The organism is Azospirillum sp. TSO22-1 (assembly GCF_003116015.1).
GTDB lineage: Bacteria > Pseudomonadota > Alphaproteobacteria > Azospirillales > Azospirillaceae > Azospirillum.
This window is the reverse complement of sequence record NZ_LGQZ01000079.1, coordinates 63,132-79,455: the sequence shown is the minus strand read 5'-3', so window position 1 is coordinate 79,455 and position 16,324 is coordinate 63,132. Positions and strand designations below refer to the sequence as shown.

Annotated in this window: 9 protein-coding genes; 4 read left to right on the top strand and 5 right to left on the bottom strand. The window is 69.4% G+C overall.

Annotated elements, in window-relative coordinates; genetic code table 11:
• The first annotated feature begins 4 nt into the window (after positions 1–4).
• Positions 5–1,522, top strand: a complete 1,518-nt coding sequence (locus tag TSO221_RS20740) for a HAMP domain-containing sensor histidine kinase (protein ID WP_109120423.1) — start codon at positions 5–7, stop codon at positions 1,520–1,522.
• 7 nt (positions 1,523–1,529) lie between these two features.
• Here TSO221_RS20740 and TSO221_RS20735 read toward each other — a convergent pair whose 3' ends face one another.
• On the bottom strand, positions 1,530–2,579 hold the full coding sequence (locus TSO221_RS20735; RefSeq protein ID WP_109120422.1) for an extracellular solute-binding protein: 1,050 nt from the start codon (positions 2,577–2,579) through the stop codon (positions 1,530–1,532).
• A gap of 96 nt (positions 2,580–2,675) precedes the next feature.
• Between TSO221_RS20735 and TSO221_RS20730 the strand changes: the two genes are divergently transcribed.
• Complete coding sequence (locus TSO221_RS20730; RefSeq protein ID WP_109120421.1) at positions 2,676–4,703, top strand: ATP-binding protein; 2,028 nt, start codon at positions 2,676–2,678, stop codon at positions 4,701–4,703.
• A gap of 7 nt (positions 4,704–4,710) precedes the next feature.
• Here the strand turns inward: TSO221_RS20730 and TSO221_RS20725 are convergent, their stop codons facing one another.
• Entirely contained in the window at positions 4,711–7,077 is a 2,367-nt protein-coding gene (locus TSO221_RS20725; protein ID WP_109120420.1) for a S8/S53 family peptidase, read from the bottom strand.
• Between the two features lie 288 nt (positions 7,078–7,365).
• On the opposite strand from TSO221_RS20725, the gene TSO221_RS20720 reads away from it, so the two are divergent.
• The gene (locus tag TSO221_RS20720) at positions 7,366–9,312 is read left to right on the top strand and encodes a hypothetical protein (protein ID WP_109120419.1); all 1,947 of its coding nucleotides are present in this window, start codon (positions 7,366–7,368) and stop codon (positions 9,310–9,312) included.
• 236 nt (positions 9,313–9,548) lie between these two features.
• Here TSO221_RS20720 and TSO221_RS20715 read toward each other — a convergent pair whose 3' ends face one another.
• Genes TSO221_RS20715 through TSO221_RS20705 form a run of 3 tightly spaced genes read right to left on the bottom strand, consistent with a single transcriptional unit; the run spans position 9,549 to position 14,127 of the window.
• Complete coding sequence (locus tag TSO221_RS20715) at positions 9,549–11,231, bottom strand: ShlB/FhaC/HecB family hemolysin secretion/activation protein (RefSeq protein ID WP_146208859.1); 1,683 nt, start codon at positions 11,229–11,231, stop codon at positions 9,549–9,551.
• A 29-nt stretch (positions 11,232–11,260) separates the two neighbouring features.
• Positions 11,261–13,531, bottom strand: a complete 2,271-nt coding sequence (locus TSO221_RS20710) for a CHAT domain-containing protein (protein ID WP_158284160.1) — start codon at positions 13,529–13,531, stop codon at positions 11,261–11,263.
• Between the two features lie 5 nt (positions 13,532–13,536).
• Positions 13,537–14,127, bottom strand: coding sequence for a hypothetical protein (locus TSO221_RS20705; protein ID WP_109120416.1), 591 nt, complete (start codon positions 14,125–14,127; stop codon positions 13,537–13,539).
• 73 nt (positions 14,128–14,200) lie between these two features.
• Between TSO221_RS20705 and TSO221_RS20700 the strand changes: the two genes are divergently transcribed.
• Positions 14,201–16,324 carry a filamentous hemagglutinin N-terminal domain-containing protein gene (locus TSO221_RS20700; protein ID WP_109120415.1) on the top strand — a complete coding sequence of 708 codons (2,124 nt, stop codon included), beginning with the start codon at positions 14,201–14,203 and terminating at the stop codon, positions 16,322–16,324.

Genomic DNA, 16,324 nt, shown 5'->3' with positions numbered 1-16,324 from the left:
CGCCATGACCGTGCCCCTGCCCCGGCGCCTGTGGATCAAGTTCCTCGTTCTGGCCGTCCCGCCGGTGCTGCTGACCATCCTGGCGTTCTCGGCGATCTCCACCGCGCTGGTCCGCGCGGAGCTGCAGGAAGCCACCCAGAACGAGCTGCGCGAGTTCGTCGACGCCAGCGCCGCCGCTCTGCGCGAGCCGATCTGGTCCTTCAACAAGGCGAGCATCGAGGGCGTGCTGGCCGGCATGCTGTCGCACCCCGACGTGCTGTGCGCGCGCCAGAGCGACCGGCTGACCGGCCGCGTCCTGGCCGCACCGCACCCGGACTGCCTGGACCGCCTTGCGCCCGACCGAATCCTGTCGGTGGACATCGTCAAGGACGGCACGCTGATCGGGCGCCTCGACATCGGCTATTCGACGGAAAGCGTCACCGCCCGCCTCGCCGAGCGGTTCTGGCAAGGCGTGCTGAGCCTGCTGCCGCTCACCGCAACGCTGGGGGTGGTGGCGCTGGTGGTGTTCCGCCGACTGATCGGCGTGCCGCTCGCCCACCTGCTGGCCGGCATCCGCCGGCACGAGCGCGAACCGGGCGACGTGGTCGTCCCCTGGCGCTCCGACGACGAGTTGGGCGAGGTCGTCCTCGCCTTCAACCGCATGACCGTGCAGGCGGAGGAGCGGCGCGCCGCACTGGAGCAGGCGCGGACCGAGGCGTTGTGGGCGTTGCGCGACCTCCAGCAGGCGCAGCAGTCGCTGATCCTGGCGGAGCGCATGGCGTCGCTGGGCCAGATGGTGGCGGGGGTGGCGCACGAGGTCAACACGCCGGTCGGCGTGCTGGTGACGGCGTCCTCGCACCTCGCCGACGGGATCGACCGGATCCGCGCCAAGAACGCCGAGGGCCGGCTGACCCGCACCGACTTCACCGCCTTCCTGGGCGACGCGGCGGAGACCGCGGCTCTGGCCGTCGCCAACAGCCAGCGCGCGGCGGCGCTGGTGCAGAGCTTCAAGCGCGTCGCCGTCGACCGCGCTGACGACGGCCGGCAGCGCTTCCGGCTGAAGGACCACCTGGACGACGTGGTCATCAGCCTGGAACGCCAGTTCCGCGACCATGGCTGCGGCATCGGCGTGTCCGGCCCGGCCGACCTCGACATCGAGTGCAGCCCCGGCACCATCGACCAGATCATCATCAATCTGGCGATGAACGCGCTGGACCACGCCTTCGCCCCCGGGCAGGCCGGCCGCGTGCGGGTGGAGTTCCGGCTGGACGGCGGTGCCGTGGAGCTGTGCTGCAGCGACGACGGGCGCGGCATCCCGGAGGCGGACATCGGCCGCGTCTTCGACCCGTTCTTCACGACGCGGCGCGCCGACGGCAAGCTCGGCCTCGGCCTTAACGTGGTCTACAATCTGGTGACGCTGGCGCTGGGCGGCTCCGTCGCGGTGCGCAGCCGCGACGGCGAGGGCACCACGGTCCTGATCCGCTTCCCCCGCGTCGCCCCGGCCGGCCGCATCGGAACCGACGCCGCTCCGGCGGGGGCGTGATCCTTCCCTACTTCGACATCTCCTTCAGCACCGGGTCCCACGCCTCCGAATAGGCGCCGAGCTGCTCGCTGTCGCAGGAGCGGAAGAAACGGAGCCGCACGTCCGAGGGGATCACCACCTCCGGTGCGTCCAGCAGCGCCGGGTCCATGAACGCGTCGGAGCCGCGCACCGCGTTGGCGTAATGGGTGAAGTTTGTTTGCGCGGCGGCGTTCTCCGGCTTCAGCAGGAAGTCGATGAAGGCCAGCGCCGCCTCTCTGTTCTTCGCCCCCCTGGCCACCGACAGCGCGTCCGACCAGACGATCAGCCCCTCCTTGGGATAGACGTAGCGCAGGCTGGGCTTCGCCTCGCGCGCCTTCAGCGCGTCGCCGTTCCAGGCGATGCCCACGGCGACGCGATCGCCGGCCAGCACCGCGGCGACGGTCGAGATGTTGTAGATGCGGTCCTTGTGCAGCAGCGGGCGCAGGAAGCTCACCGCCTTCTGCAGCAGCGCGGGATCGGACGTGCAGGCTGGCAGGCCGAGGTGGATCAGCGCCATGCGCAGCGTCTCCTCCGCCCCTAGCATGAAGCCGACCTTTCCCTTAAGCTCCGGCGGCGGGTCGAACAGCAGGGAATAGCTGTCCGCCGGGCCCTTGTAGACCGCCGTGTCGACCACGAAGGCGGTGGTGCCCCAATGGAACGGCACGCTCCACTCGTTGCGTGGGTCGTAGGGCGGCGAGCGCCAGCCGTCGAGGATGTTGGCGTAGCCCGGCAGGCGGCCGATGTCGATGCGCTCCAGCAGGCCCCGGCGGGCGAACTCCGTCACCTGATAGTCGGCCGGGTTCAGCAGGTCGTACGCCTGCGGCGCCGCCAGGAACTTGTCCCGCAGGTCCTTGTAGTTGTCGATGGTGTCGAGGACCACCCGGTGCCCGGTCTGCGCCTGGAAGCGCGCGATGACCTCTGGCGCCACATAGTCGGCCCAGGTGAGGACGCGCAGTTCCGCAGCCATCCCGCTTGCCGCCCCCAGGCCGGCACCGATCAGCGCAGCCAGGGCCATCGCCGCCTGCCGGATTCCGCCCATGCCGATCCCCCTTTGTTGCGCGCGCGAATTCGCTTAACCTTCGAACGATACGCTGGGCTTTTCAACACCCCGCCTCGATCGACCGACAGGAAGAGGATGCGGCAGAACCGCACGCGCAGCGTCCGGGTGGTTGTGATCGCCGCGGCCTGCGTGGTGGCGGCGATGACGCTGGTTGCCGGCGCGATCAGCTGGCACGGCTACCAGCGGATCGAGGACCTGCTCGTCTCCATGGTGGACGACCAGGCCGGCACGCTCGCCCAGGCGCTCAAGCTCGCGGAGATCAGCAACCGCTACGCGGCCGGCGGCGGCGAGATCGAAGCGGCGCGCAACCAGGTGCAGCGGCAGAACGCCGCCGTCTCCCTCGCCCAGCACGCCTTTGCCCTGCACGAGGCGATCGCCGCGCTGCGCCGCCTGCCGGAAACCACGCAACGCATCCCGGCCATCGAACGGCTGGTGGGCAGCCTGGACGACGCCTTGCACCAGCAGAACCGGCTGGCCGAGCGCCGGCTCGACCTCGAAGGCCGGGCGCGCCGGACTCGGGTTGAACTGGCGCGCCTGAAGGCCGACGCCGGTGCGCTGCTGGCCCGCCTGGATTCGGATTCCACAGCGGCGCCGGGCCTGGAGACAGCGGCGCTGTATGCGCTGCTGCTGCTCTCGGACGCCGGCCAGATCGAGACCACCGCCCAGCTGCGCGCCGCGCAGGCCGACCTCGCCGCCGCGCGCGACCGCTACGCCCGCGCCGTCGCGGCGCTGCCCGAAGGCTCTCCGCAACGGGCCGCCGCCGGGCGCCTGCTGGCCGGCATCGACGCTCTGGCCAACCCGGAGGACGGCGTCCACGCGACGCGCGAGTCGCTGCTGTCGGTGCGCACCGACATCGACCGCACCGGCGCCGAGGTACGCGAGGTGGTGTCCCGCCTGGGCTCGGCCGTGTCGCGGCTGGTGACCGCGGTGGAGACCGAGAACGAGCACGCCAAGGAAGCCGTCCGCGCGCAGATCGAGGCCGGGGAGACCTGGTTGCTGCTGGTGGCGCTGGCGACCTTCCTGGGGCCGCTGTCCATCGTCTGGCTGGCGGTCAGCCGCACCATCGTGGGGCCGCTGTCCGGGCTGGCGGCGGCAACGCGGCGCATCGCGGAGGGCGACCTGTACGCGCCCATCCCGCCGGCCCGCCATCGCGAGTTCCGCGAGATCGCCGACGCGCTGACCGTGTTCCGCGACAACACCGTGGCGCTGGCCGAGCGCACCGAAGCGCTGGCGCGCAGCGAAGGCGCACACCGCGCCGCGCGCCAGGAGGCGGAACGCACGCTGGCCGACCTGCGCATCGCGCAGGAACAGCTGATCCAGAGCGAGAAGCTGGCGGCGCTGGCCAGCGTCGTCTCCGGCGTGGCGCACGAGGTGAACACGCCGCTGGGCATCACGCTGACCAGTGCCAGCCTGCTGATCGAGGAGTTGTCGGCCATGGCGGCGGCGCTGCGCGCCGGCCAACTCCGCCGCTCGGAGTTCGAACAGTTTCTCGCCCGCGCCACCGAGATCGCGACGCTGATGCAGAGCAACATGGAGCGCGCCGCCAACCTCGTGCAGGCGTTCAAGCAGGTGTCGGCCGACCAGTCCAGCGAGCACCGCCGCGTGTTCGAGTTGCGCGACGTCATCGAGCAGACGGTGGTCAGCGTCCGTCCCGCCTGCGACAGGGCCGGACACGCGGTGCACTTCACCTGTCCCGAGGGCATCATGATGGACACCCACCCCGGCGCGCTCAGCCAGGTGCTGACCATCCTCATCATGAACTCGCTCGACCACGCCTTCGAGATCGGCCAGCACGGCACCATCACCATCGCCGCCACGCCGGCCGGCGACGGCGCCGTGCGCGTCAACTACCGCGACGATGGCCGCGGCATCCCCGAGCCCATGCGCCGGCGCGTCTTCGAACCGTTCTTCACCACCCGCCGCGCCCAGGGCAACACCGGCCTGGGGTTGCACATCGCCTTCAACATCGCGCATCAGAGCCTGAAGGGCCGCCTCGACCTGATGGCCGACACGCGGCACGGCGCACACTTCGCCCTCGTCCTGCCGCTCGCCCTGCCGGTCGATGAGGCGGAGGCCGACGGCGCCGATACCCTGCTGTCATGAGCCGGCGTCACCCTGCCGCAAAGCCGCCGGACTCGCCCGGACGGGTCCAGCCCACCGCGATCGCCGCGGGATCCCGCGACCAGTCGGCGGGGGGCGCCGTCCAGCCGGCACCGCCCAGGCCCGTCCCGTCGCTGGAGTCGAGGCTGAGCCGTGCCCACGCCGCGACGTCGGCGTCCGATGCCGGCGCGAGCGCGGTGACGGCATCGTCCGTTTCCGGGCGGCCGAATGCGGCCACGGCTTGGCTCTGCCACGCAGCGGCGTCCGCCGCCTCCATGTCTGCCGGTGCCGCCGAGCCGGACGCCGCGCTCACGGTCAGGGTGTAGGGCTGGGGAACCCGGGGGGAATAGGTGGAGGAGGCGTAGACGTACCCGGTTGCCCCGATGAAATGGTTCCCAGTCCGGGTCGCCGTGTAGGTCAGGGTGACCCTGTCGGTGTTGGTATCGTCCCCGCGATACGCCAGCTGGCTGCCGGTCTCGCTGTACAGGTAGAGATAGGGGCCGCCCAGAGTCGCGGATCCGGTGGGATTCCCCGTCAGGGTGATCTGGACCGCCTGGCCGGCGGTCAGCCGAACGCGGTACCAGTCTCCGTCGCTGAATCCGGAGGCGGCGAAGGTGCCGGCCACCCGGCCGCCGACGGCGACGACTCCGCTGGTGGCGGTGGTCGCCGGCAGGTCGGTCGCGCCCTCCGACACCGACAGGGTCGCCGGGTCCGGCGTTGTCGGTCGGTTCTCGCGCCATCCGGTCTGCACGTAGTGCAGGGTCGCCGACGCCAGATTGGCGCCGAACTGGCTGGCGAGGTCCGGGTTGGCCTGCAGGTAGTCGGCCGCGGAAAAGGTCGACCGGCGCCCCTCCTGGGCTCCATTCGTCAGGTAGTGCAGCGTGGCCGCCATGGCGTTGGTGCCGAAGGCCGCGATCAGGTCGCGGTAGGAGGCGACGTAGGCCAGCGCGTCGAAGCTGCTGCGCCGGCCCTCGCGGTAGCCGTAGGCCACGTAGTGGCGGGTCGCCGCCGCCGTGTCGGTGCGGAAGACGCTCATCAGATCCGCGTAGGACGCGATGTACGACAGCGCGTCGAAGCCGTTGCGCCGTCCCTCGCGGTAGCCGTAGGTCACGAAATGCTGGGTGGCGGCGGCGGTGTTCGTCCCGAACGTGGTGATGAGGTCGCCGTAGGACGCGAGGTAGGTCATCGCGTCGAAGCTGCTGGAGCGCCGCTCGCGCGCGCCGTCGGTCACGTAGTGGCGGGCCGCCCTCTGGCTGCTGGTGCCCAGGCTGACGATCAGGTCGGGGTTTGCGGCGAGGTACGACGTCCCGTCGAAGGCAACGCTCCGCCCCTCTGTCCGGCCGAAGCTCAGATAATGATCGGTGGCGGCCGCCGCGTTGGCGCCGAAGGCGGCCCGCAAGTCAGCGTAGGTGGCGAGGTAGGACCACGGATCGAAGGTGATCCTGCGCCCCTCCAACAGGCCGGAGGAGAAGAAATGCGCGTTCGCCGCCGCGGTGTTCCGGCCGAACGCGGCGGAAAGGTCCGCATAGGACGCCAGATAGGTTGACGGATCGTATTCGATCCCGAGGTAGCGGCTGAGGAACCAGCGCACCGACCCGTTGTGGTCGTACAGGAAATAGCGTGTCACCCCGTCCGCCGGGTCGGGCTTGGAGCGCGGGCCGTTCCCGCCCTGCTGCAGCACCCACTTCATCTCGTCCAGCGTCAGCGTCCGGCCCAGCGTGCTGCTGGCGTAGGCCTGGATCGAGGCGACCGTCGCCGCGACCTGCGGGGCGGCGAAACTGGTGCCGTTGATGTTCGGCTCCGGCATGTTCTCGCCCTGCGCCAGCACGACGATCTGCGAGGGGTCGTTGCGCGACCACGAGGTCGGGGTTCCGCCGCCGTCGTGCGAGCCGACCGCGATCACGTTCGACAGGCCCGCCGGATAGGTCGCAGCCTCGAACACGCGCGGACTGCCGTCGTTTCCCGATGCCGCCACGGCGAATATTCCACGGCTGGCAAGGGTGCTCAGCTCATTGGTGATCGACCATGGATAGGAGAAGCCGCCCCAGCTCAGGTTTATCGCGCCGATCTGGTAACCGCTGTTGCTCAGCGCGATGACGCGGCTGAGGGCCAGTTCAGCATCGCTGTTGTAAACTCTGCCGTTGTTGTTGACGATCTTCAGGTCGATATAGCCGAGCGCCGGGTTCGCCCGGAACGCCGTCATGGCGACCAGGGTGCCGTGTGTCCGCGCCTCTCCGTAATCGGTCTCGCTGTCCCAGTCGTAGACGTCGTACTCATAGACGTTCCGCTTGTAGGTCCTCTCGAACCAGTTCGAGATTCCCTGGTCAAGCACCGCCACCGTCCACATCGCCGCCGCTCCCGCACCGGCGCCGCGCATTCTCCGATACGCGGCGGCGCGCTCTCCATGCCACCTCCACGAGTAGGCGCGAGCACCGCCGCGCTGTCAATGTGAACGAGGTCGCACCCCGTGCGCCGTGACCGCATCCCGTGCATCCACCGCGACCGTATAGCGCTTCATTCCCACGCCATCACCCGGTAATGTTGCGGATTTCGCCTTCTGCGTCAGTCATTACGAGTGTATGCTACTTCAAGCAGCTTTGGAATGCCGGAGCCGGGCCGTGGCCCGTCCATCATGGACACCGGCAGAACATCGGGAGCCTCATCTGTGGCGTTCGTAAAAAGCGGAAGCGAATTCATCGTCAACACCACGACCAGTTCGGTCCAGAGGCAACCCAGCATCGCGGCGCTGAGCAACGGCGGCTACGTCGTCACGTGGCTGGACGCCAGCGGGATTGGCGGCGACGCCAGCAACGGCGCCGTGCACGGGCAGGTGTTCGCCGCTGACGGCACCCGCGTGGGTGAGGAGTTCCTCGTCAACACCACGACCGCCGATCAGCAACATGAAGCCAAGGTCGCTGCGCTGAGCAACGGCGGATTCGTCGTCGCGTGGCGGGACGAAAGCCGGAGCGGCGGCGACACCGACAACGCCGCCGTGCGTGGGCAGGTGTTCACCGCCAGCGCCGCCAAGTCGGGGAGCGAGTTCCTCGTCAACACCATCACCACCGCCGCTCAGGTGTCGCCCAGCATAACGGTGCTGAGCAACGGCAACTTCGTCATCACCTGGATGGACGTGAGTCCGTCCGAGCAATTCAACCAAACCGTCTTCCAAAGGGTCGTGCGCGGGCAGGTGTTCACCGGCGACGGCACCCGTTCGGGCAGCGAGTTCCTCGTCAACGCCCCCGAAAGCGACACGGCTTTCTCCAAGTACTACCGCAATGCCGAGCCCAGCGTTTCCGCATTGAACAACGGCGGGTTCGTGGTCACCTGGACGGGACACTCCACCTTGGCCATCAATGTGCTCGGGCATGTGTTCGCGGCCGACGGCTCCCGCGTGGGCGGCGAGTTCGTCGTTGCCGGCACCGACACATCCTCACACTCAAGTTCCAGCGTCGCCACGCTGAGCAACGGCACGTTCGTAGTTACCTGGGTGGGAGAGTATTCCAGTGGACGAATGGTGGCCGGACGGGTGTTCGCAGCCGACGGCACCGCCCTGGGCAGCGAGTTCCTGGTCGCCCCCGCCCCCTATTACGCCATAGTGTCTAGCGCGCCCGAGCCCCGCGTCACGGCGCTGAGTTCCGGCGGCTTCATCGTCACCTGGAGCGACCTCCGCTATGTCGACGGCGACGCCTCCGGCCAAGCCGTGCGGGGGCGGCTCTACGCGACCGACGGCACGCCCCTGGGCAGCGATTTCCTGGTCAACACCACCACCACGTCGAACCAGAACGCGCCCAGCGTGGCGGCCCTGCACGATGGCAGCTTCGTCGTCGCCTGGACGGACGAGAGCGCGAGCGGCGGCGACACCTCCAGCGCCGCCGTGCGGGCTCAGCGCTTCGTCAACCCCGGCCTGCCCGAAAGCCCCGTCTACCGCTTTTTCAACGTCGACACCGGATTTCACTTCTACACGGCGTCCCTGAGCGAGCGGAACGGCGTGATGCAGACCCTGCCGCAGTTCCACTACGAGGGCGAGGCGTTCAATGGGGTCAGCGGCGCCACGCCCTACACGTCGCCGGTCTACCGGTTCTTCCACACCGGGCTGGGGAGCCACTTCTACACCGTCAGCGAAAGCGAACGGGACAGCATCATGGCCAACCTATCCCACATCTACTCCTACGAGGGCACCGCCTATCATGCGCTCGCCACTGGCACGGCCGGCGCACCCGCCGCCGGGGTGGCCGCGGTCTACCGCTTCTTCAACTACCAGCGCGGCTCGCACTTCTTCACCGCCTCGTCCAGCGAGCGCGATTCGGTGATCGCCAACCTCGCGCACACCTTCCGCTACGAGGGGATCGCCTGCTACGTGCCGGCGGGCAGCACGACCAGCGCGGCGGCCGGGGACAGCCTGTACGACGCCGACGCCGCAGCCTTCTTCGGCGCCGCGCCGGCCTCGGGCTCGGGCGACCTGTTGAGCGCGGACGCGATCGGGACCGTCTTCGACGACGGGAGGCCGCTGCTGTCGGCGGCTCTGCTGGCCGCCGCGCCGAGCGTCCAGTCCCTCACCGGCGATCTCGCCGCCGGCTTCACCGGCCAGGATCCGAACCCGATCTACCACTGACCGATCTACCACTGACCATTGCGGTTCGGTGCCGGTGCAAAAGCCCGGTGCTAGATCGTTTGTCGGGTTTGAACATAAGTGAGAAGCGGGCACGCCCACAGCGGCAATGCTACGGCCCGTATATGGCAGTCCTTGGCGGCAATATGCGAGATGGATCCGTAATTGCCGGTTCTGGTTGAGCTAAAACACCAGCCATCGCCGGCTCTGCTGGGAGCGTTGACGTCCATTGCATACCGTCAGAATCTTGAAATTATGCTGAAATTGAGTCCGCTCGTATAGCGGCCACCAATTGCCCGAAGCTCCGTCGAGCCGGCAATCTGCTGAGACCAATAAAGATCCGCGTCGATATGACGATCAAGATGTACGCGCAAACCAATCCCTGCGGTCAACACCCTATGCCCGGGACCTTCCGTTTGTCTCAGGGCACCCTGGTCGGCAAAGGCTAGGCACTCCAAAGCCAACCAGCGAAGGGAGAAAGCCGGCACCGCGAATTCCAGCGATGCGGAATGCCCGCTGTCCCCGGACAGCGCGCCGGCGTCAATTCCGCGCAAACTCCCGCTTCCGCCGAGCGCAAAGCGCGCGGCTGGAACCACGCGGTCGGCGGTCCATTGACCGCGCGCGCGGAAACGCACGTAGGCGTCCCACCACGGAAGGTTCCGCACCGCATCCAGTTGCGCGTCGAGGATGGAATGGGTACCCCACCCCATGCGGTCCGAGAAACGCGCGAACAGCCCCCGCATGCCACGCCGGGCGCCCAGGTATCCACCGATGCCGCCGTCCCGGCTTTCCCACCGCGCCTCAAAGCCAAGGCTCGGTTCAAGCAGGTCGATCCAGCCGTTGCGGGCCGCCGCGTCGAAGGAGAACGGCTCGCCCAGCAGGAACGTCCGGGTCCGGTTCTCGCGGATGCCCGCCAGCAGGTTCAGCGCAGTGTGCTCCGCACGCGTCTCCCCGGCTGCCGCCGGAGAGACGCGCCACTCGTCGAGGATCCGTAGGTTCGCCTTGATCTCGACTTCGACGGTTCTGCTCCCGATGCCGAGGTCGGAGAACACGTCTTCCACGAACGCTGTTCGCGAGCGGCTGACCGACCACGACCAGCGATGCCCCGCCGAGGTGAGCGGGCCTTCGTAGCCGAGGGCATGGCGGGACAGGCCAGCGCCGCGCGCCGCGCTCGCGGAAAACGCGTCGAACCCCGGAAGAAACGCCGGGACCGTCATCATCGCCTGCGTGATGGTCGAGCCGAGCGCCTTCGGCAGGTCGTTCGCCACCCCGACCGCCACCGACGGGGACCACGACGGCGTTTCGGTCAGCACCACCATCCGCGCCGTGCCGGGGGTGACGCCCGGCTCCACATGGACGCTCGGACGCCCCACGTGGCCGGCGGCCGTCACGGCCCGCATGCCCTGCTCGACGGCGCCGGTGTCGAACGGCTGGGCGTCGTCGGGGACCAGCGTGTGCCGCAGCCAGCGCACGACGAACTCCGGCTGCGGCGCCTGCGTCCGGCGGTCGACGGCGGCCAAGGCGACCTCGCCGGCGCGCCCGACCCGGATGTGGTAGGTCGCCACGCCGCCCTCGATGTCGATGCGATCCACGCCGGTGGTCGGATAGCCGGCCCGGTACAGGCATTCGTTGATGCGCCGCATCAGCATCTGGATCTCGGCGCGGTCGTAAAGCGCGGCGGCCCCGCGGTTCCGCGGTTTGCGCCGGGTGTAGGCGCCCAGTTGCGCGCCGATGGCCGCGGCCATCGGCGCATCCGGGTCGGATGGGGCGAACGCCTCCACCGCGATGTCCCCTCCGGCGGCAAGCGGCGCGTCGGCGGGAAACGCGGAGCGGCAGCGCTCGACACGGCCAGGCGCATCCGCGGCGTGCGCTGGCGGCACGCCAACGCCGGCCGGCATCGCCAGCGCCGCCGCAAGCGCCATCCACGTGGCCGGCTCGCCGGGACGCCTCATTATCCGCCAGCCTTGCACGAGGCCGGAGCCGTGATCGACGACCAGTCGCCGGATACGACGAAGCCCGCCCAGTAGTAGGGATGCGACCACCCGGGGTGGGCAGACACCGCCCGCTGCGCCAGCCGCAGCGCCGCAGCCTTGTCGCATCCCGCCTTGAGGTTGGCGTAGAATTCCCGCATCAGCGGCCCCGTGGACGCCGAATGGACTTGCCACAGGGTTCCGACCGATGCCCGCGCCCCGGTCCGAAGCGCCATGCTCAGCATCCCCAGCTCCTGGCCGTCGGCCCCCACCCCGGGGCCGGCGGACTGCGCGTCGGAACCGGTGCCGGACCCGACGCCGGTCTCGCAGGCCGACATGGTGAGAAGGGCAAGCGACGGCTTGCCGCCGCGCCGGGTGGCCCGCACCAGCCGGTCGATGTCGGACGCGTTGCCGAGCGCGCCCCCGGCGAAGGAGACGCTCGCGCCGTCGTCCCGGGTAAACGCGGCGTGCGTCGCAAGGTGCAGGACATCGACCGGCTGCCGGGCGCCCGCATCGAGAAGCGCCTCCAATCGAAAGCGGTCGCCGAGGAACATCGTGGCGCCGGGGAACATGGCCGCGATGTCCCGCACCTCGTTCGCCATGGCCTCTTCGGCCAGGGCGCCCGCCAGGATCCGAGGTGCACCCGGCGCCGTCGCCCCCCCGGGAGCCTCGGCCGGCCAGGGACCGTACTCTAGCGACGGCATCATCACGATGTCGGTGGTGCGGGCCAGGACGTCACCTCCCTCGCGCAGAGGAAGCGCCGCAAACGGAATTCCGGCGGCCCAGGCGTCGGGCACGATGATGAACCGCGCCGGCACCTTCTGCCCAAGTCGCTGCGGGATATCGCCGACGAGCCTCTGCAGCAACCGCTGGGCGTCGGCGGACGGCGGTTTCGGCGATTGCCCGTGCTTCACCGACGTCGTGATGCGCCGCCAGTCGTCGAGGAGGGGGCGGAGTTCCGCCTCTGCGGCAGTGTGCCTTTCCACCACCCGCTTCGAGTCGGAGCCCGGTGACGAGGCGAGGACGATGGCGTGGACGCTGTTGCCGATCCGCGAGACGACCATGATCCAGGTGCCCGGTTCGCGCAGAGCGCGCGCCGGCCCCTCCGGATCGCGGGTTCGCTCGCCGTCGAACCCGCAGTCCGACTGGAAGAAGCGGACGATCTCGAACCTCCGGCGATCCTCGGCAACGTCGGCCACGCGATCCGGCCAGTCCGCCGCGGCGACGGCGTTGGCGAAGGACCGCTCGAAGACCTCTTCAACGGCGGCGCTGAGCCAGCTCCGCCCCTCGTGTTCGTGGCGCGCGATCGCCAGCCGGTTCCGGGCAACCATGTCGCGGGCATACCTGAGGAGACGGGCCGTTTCGTCATCACGCTCCGCCGCCGCCGCTGACCGGATCTGCCCGACCAGCGCTTCGAGCTGCCGGATCGGATCGCCCGGCAGGCCGACGTTGACCGGATCGGCCACCGATGCGGTGCTTGCGCGCACCTCGTCCGGGACGGTGAGCCGGCGGATCGCGTCCGTCACGCCGGCCGCCTCGGCCACTGCACCCAAGCCGCGGATGTGCGCCGCCGCACAGGCTTCGGCCTCCCTGACCCGCTCCGGGGGCATGCGGCCGGGGTGGTCGAGGCGGGCGCGGTACAGGCAGGCGTACGCCCTGGAGATCCGGAGGTTGTTCCGGCAGTCGGCGGCATCGCACAGCGTCTCGGGCGCCGCCGCCTTGTGCAGCACCTTGCCGAACTCGGCGCCGGCTTTCCGGCGCAGTTCCTCCGGACGTTCGGCCCATTCCGCTTGGCGCGCGTGCGACATGCCGGCCAGGAGGTCACGGATCGATTTGACGTCCGGCACGTCGAGCCGGGACATCTGACCGTCGAGGATCGATCCGACTTGCCTCTGCGATGCGTATGAGCATCGGTTGGCCGCCGCGTCGAACAGCGCCGCGGTCAGTGCCACCGCCTTCCCGCGCGTGTCCAGATAGGGCTTGCACGCCTGCAGGAAGGCGAGCCAGGACGGCCATTCGCCCGGATCGCGCTCCGTCCAGAGGGTGGTGCGCAGGCGTCCGATCCGCTCCAGGCACCGCGCGTCGAGGTCGGGCGAACAGGACGGCCCACCCCCATTGCGGCACTCGGCGGCATTATAGACGTACGTCTCCCGCCAGGTGTCGTCCGGACATGGCGTCGCCGCCCGGCTCTCGCCACCAGCGAGGGCCGTCAGGCACAGGAGCGCCGGAACGGCCTGCCGGAGCACGCGCATGCCCATCAAAGGTTAGGCAGCTTGAGGTCGGCGAGGGCATCGGCGCACAGGTGCCATTGCTCCTCCTCCTTGCGCTGCGCCAGCGAATAGAGGTTGATGCCGCTCTCCACGGCGGACACCAGGGCAGCAGTCGTGCCGATCACCAGCAAGACCATCTGCACCGCCGGATGGCGCGTGCCCGAGGGGCTTGGGATCAGTTTCAGAGAATCTCGAAGCTGATACAGGTCGCGCTCGATGGTTTCGAGATCGACCAACTTGGTATCGGTGAGCTTTCCGGTCTTGCGGACTTCTCGGGAGATCAGTTTGAAGGCATCGTTCCATTTGATTTCAGCCACGGCATACCGCCTGAACACTTCGCGGTAGGCGGCCTCAAGGCCCGAGCCCGCCGGAAGACCCTTCCAATCGCTCTTCGCCTGGATCATGTCCTGCAAGAGCGCCTCTCTGTCGACCCTCATCCGTTCGTAGAAGGGATTGACGTCGCCGCACAGCGGCGGTTCCCCGCCCTTCGTCACTGCGATCGTCTGCGCGGAAACAGAGTTCACGTGCATCCCAGAAAGCAGGATTGCGACGGCACACAGGCGCACCAACACGGCCATGACCTTGCCCCCTCTTCCGATTTAGGGAAAAATATGTAGCATATGCCGAAAGAGTAAGGAACCGGGGGCGTCGATGACGATCATATGGCGAATTATTCTTGTGGCTCTGATGGCGTTTGCGGGAGCCGCGCGTGCGGACATCCGCACCGATGGAACCATGGGGCCGGCGGTCTCGCTCTCCGGGTCCACCATGGAGATCCCAGCATCCTACGGAACCCGCGCCGGCCCGAACCTCTTCCACAGCTTCGAGCGGTTTGAAGTGAAGGCCGAACAGGCGGCACGCTTCACCGGCGACGGCGGCATCCAGCGAGTCATCACGCGCGTGACCGGGCCGGACCCCACGCGGATCATGGGCAACCTGTCGTCGGACCTTCCCTCGGCCGATCTGTACATGATCAACCCCCACGGGATCGTCATCGGCCCGAAAGCGGCGATCAACGTGAACGGCTCCTTCCATGCCGGCACCGCGAGTTCCATCTCCTTTCCGGACGGCAGCAGCTTCGCGGCGCGCACCGACCGCCCGGGAACGTTGTCGGTGGCCGCTCCTCAGGCGTTCGGCTTCGTCGGCGAACCGGTGGCGATCGCGATCACCGGCGGCAGCGTCACGGCGCAGGGCAATCTCAGCCTCGCGGGCGGCGACGTGGTCCTGCAGGATGCCGCCGTCCGGTCACAAGGGGGCACGCTGCGGATCGTAGCGGCCGGGGCCGCGCCATCGGTGCGCCTCGACGCCGGGACGCCGGCGCGCGGAGCCTACACCGGCACCATCACCGCCGGCGGCAGCGAGGTGAACGCCGGACGCGGGACGATCCGCATGGGCGCCGGGACCCTGACCGTTGCGGGCGCCTCCATCCTCGTCCGCTCGGATTCGGGCGGCCCGTCCGGCGGCATCGAAGTTGCGGCGGAGTCCGTCCGGCTCTCCTCGTCGGGCTCCTATGTCGGGGAACTGGCATCGCTGACCGCCGGCGACCACGGCGGCGGCCCCATCCGCTTCAACGTCGGGGACCTCACCCTGGACGGCGGCCGCATTGCCGCAGAGACGATTTCCACCGGCCGGGGCGCCGACATCAACGTCGATGTCGCCCGGCATCTCCGGCTGTCCGCTTCCTCCACGATCAGCGCCAACGGCTACGGCCGCGGCAACGCCGGTTCGGTCACGGTGAGCGCCGGGGAGATCGCCCTGGACGGGCGCAGCGGCATCGGCGGCGTGGTGTACGGCGCGGGCAAGGGCTCCGCGGTTTCGGTCACCGCCCGGGAACGGCTGTCCATCGTCGGCGACACCCCCATCGAGTCTCCGTTCGCCACGCAGTCCGGGCTTTTTGCCCTGGCGCGCCCGGGAAGCACGGGCGACGCCGGCAGCGTCACCGTGCGCACCGGGGAACTGTCGCTGAGCCGCTTCGGCCAGATCGGCAGCGGCAGCTTCGGTTCCGGAGCCGGCGGCCCCGTCGAGGTGGTCGCGAACAAGTTGAGTCTCGGCGGTGGCGGAACCATTGGTTCCTCGGCAGGCACCACGGCCGCGCGCGGCGGTTCGGTCGTCATCCGCGGTGGTTCCATGGACGTGGCGGATGGCGGCGAGGTGACGGTGCGCAGCCTGTCGGCCAGCCCGGCCAGCGACCTTCACGTGTTCCTGACCGGGCCCTTGAGCGTCGACAACGGCACGCTTAACGCTAGCGCCACGCGGGCGGCGGGCGGCAACGTCCTGGTCGAAGCCGGGCGCCTCGTCCGCGTTCGGGGCGGACGGGTGACCGCCTCCGCGGGCGGTCAGGGCGGCGGCGGCAACGTGACCATTGGTGCCCGCTCCGTGGTGCTGGACGGCGGCACGGTCGCGGCCACGGCAGTGGACGGCGACGGCGGCGCCATCCGTGTCGCTTCGTCGACTTACCACGCCTCTCCCGACAGCGTGGTCTCGGTGTCATCGACCTTCGGATTCAGCGGCACGATCCGTCTCGACACCCCGCTGTTCGGCCGCATGGACCCGACGGGAAACACGCGCCCGGTCAACGCCATCCCTGCCGCGCCGGCCCTGGCGAGTTGCGACCAAGGAGGCCGTGCCGAGGCCATGCGGGCGCAGGACTCGCTGATCGTGGACAAGCCCCTGGGCCGCGCGCCGACAGCGTTCCCGGTGCCGGGAGAACGCGCGGCAGCGTCGCCGGACCACAAGCATGCCGGCGGATGCCGCACCGACGGAGCGGGGATGTAG

What these genes read in the sequence shown, in the direction of transcription:
- TSO221_RS20715 (WP_146208859.1), bottom strand. Translation starts at nt 11,231, where the DNA reads ATGGCGCTTGCGGCGGCGCTGGCGATGCCGGCCGGCGTTGGCGTGCCG.
- TSO221_RS20725 (WP_109120420.1), bottom strand. Translation starts at nt 7,077, where the DNA reads ATGCGCGGCGCCGGTGCGGGAGCGGCGGCGATGTGGACGGTGGCGGTG.
- TSO221_RS20700 (WP_109120415.1), top strand. Translation starts at nt 14,201, where the DNA reads ATGACGATCATATGGCGAATTATTCTTGTGGCTCTGATGGCGTTTGCG.
- TSO221_RS20730 (WP_109120421.1), top strand. Translation starts at nt 2,676, where the DNA reads ATGCGGCAGAACCGCACGCGCAGCGTCCGGGTGGTTGTGATCGCCGCG.
- TSO221_RS20735 (WP_109120422.1), bottom strand. Translation starts at nt 2,579, where the DNA reads ATGGGCGGAATCCGGCAGGCGGCGATGGCCCTGGCTGCGCTGATCGGT.
- TSO221_RS20740 (WP_109120423.1), top strand. Translation starts at nt 5, where the DNA reads ATGACCGTGCCCCTGCCCCGGCGCCTGTGGATCAAGTTCCTCGTTCTG.
- TSO221_RS20705 (WP_109120416.1), bottom strand. Translation starts at nt 14,127, where the DNA reads ATGGCCGTGTTGGTGCGCCTGTGTGCCGTCGCAATCCTGCTTTCTGGG.
- TSO221_RS20710 (WP_158284160.1), bottom strand. Translation starts at nt 13,531, where the DNA reads ATGCGCGTGCTCCGGCAGGCCGTTCCGGCGCTCCTGTGCCTGACGGCC.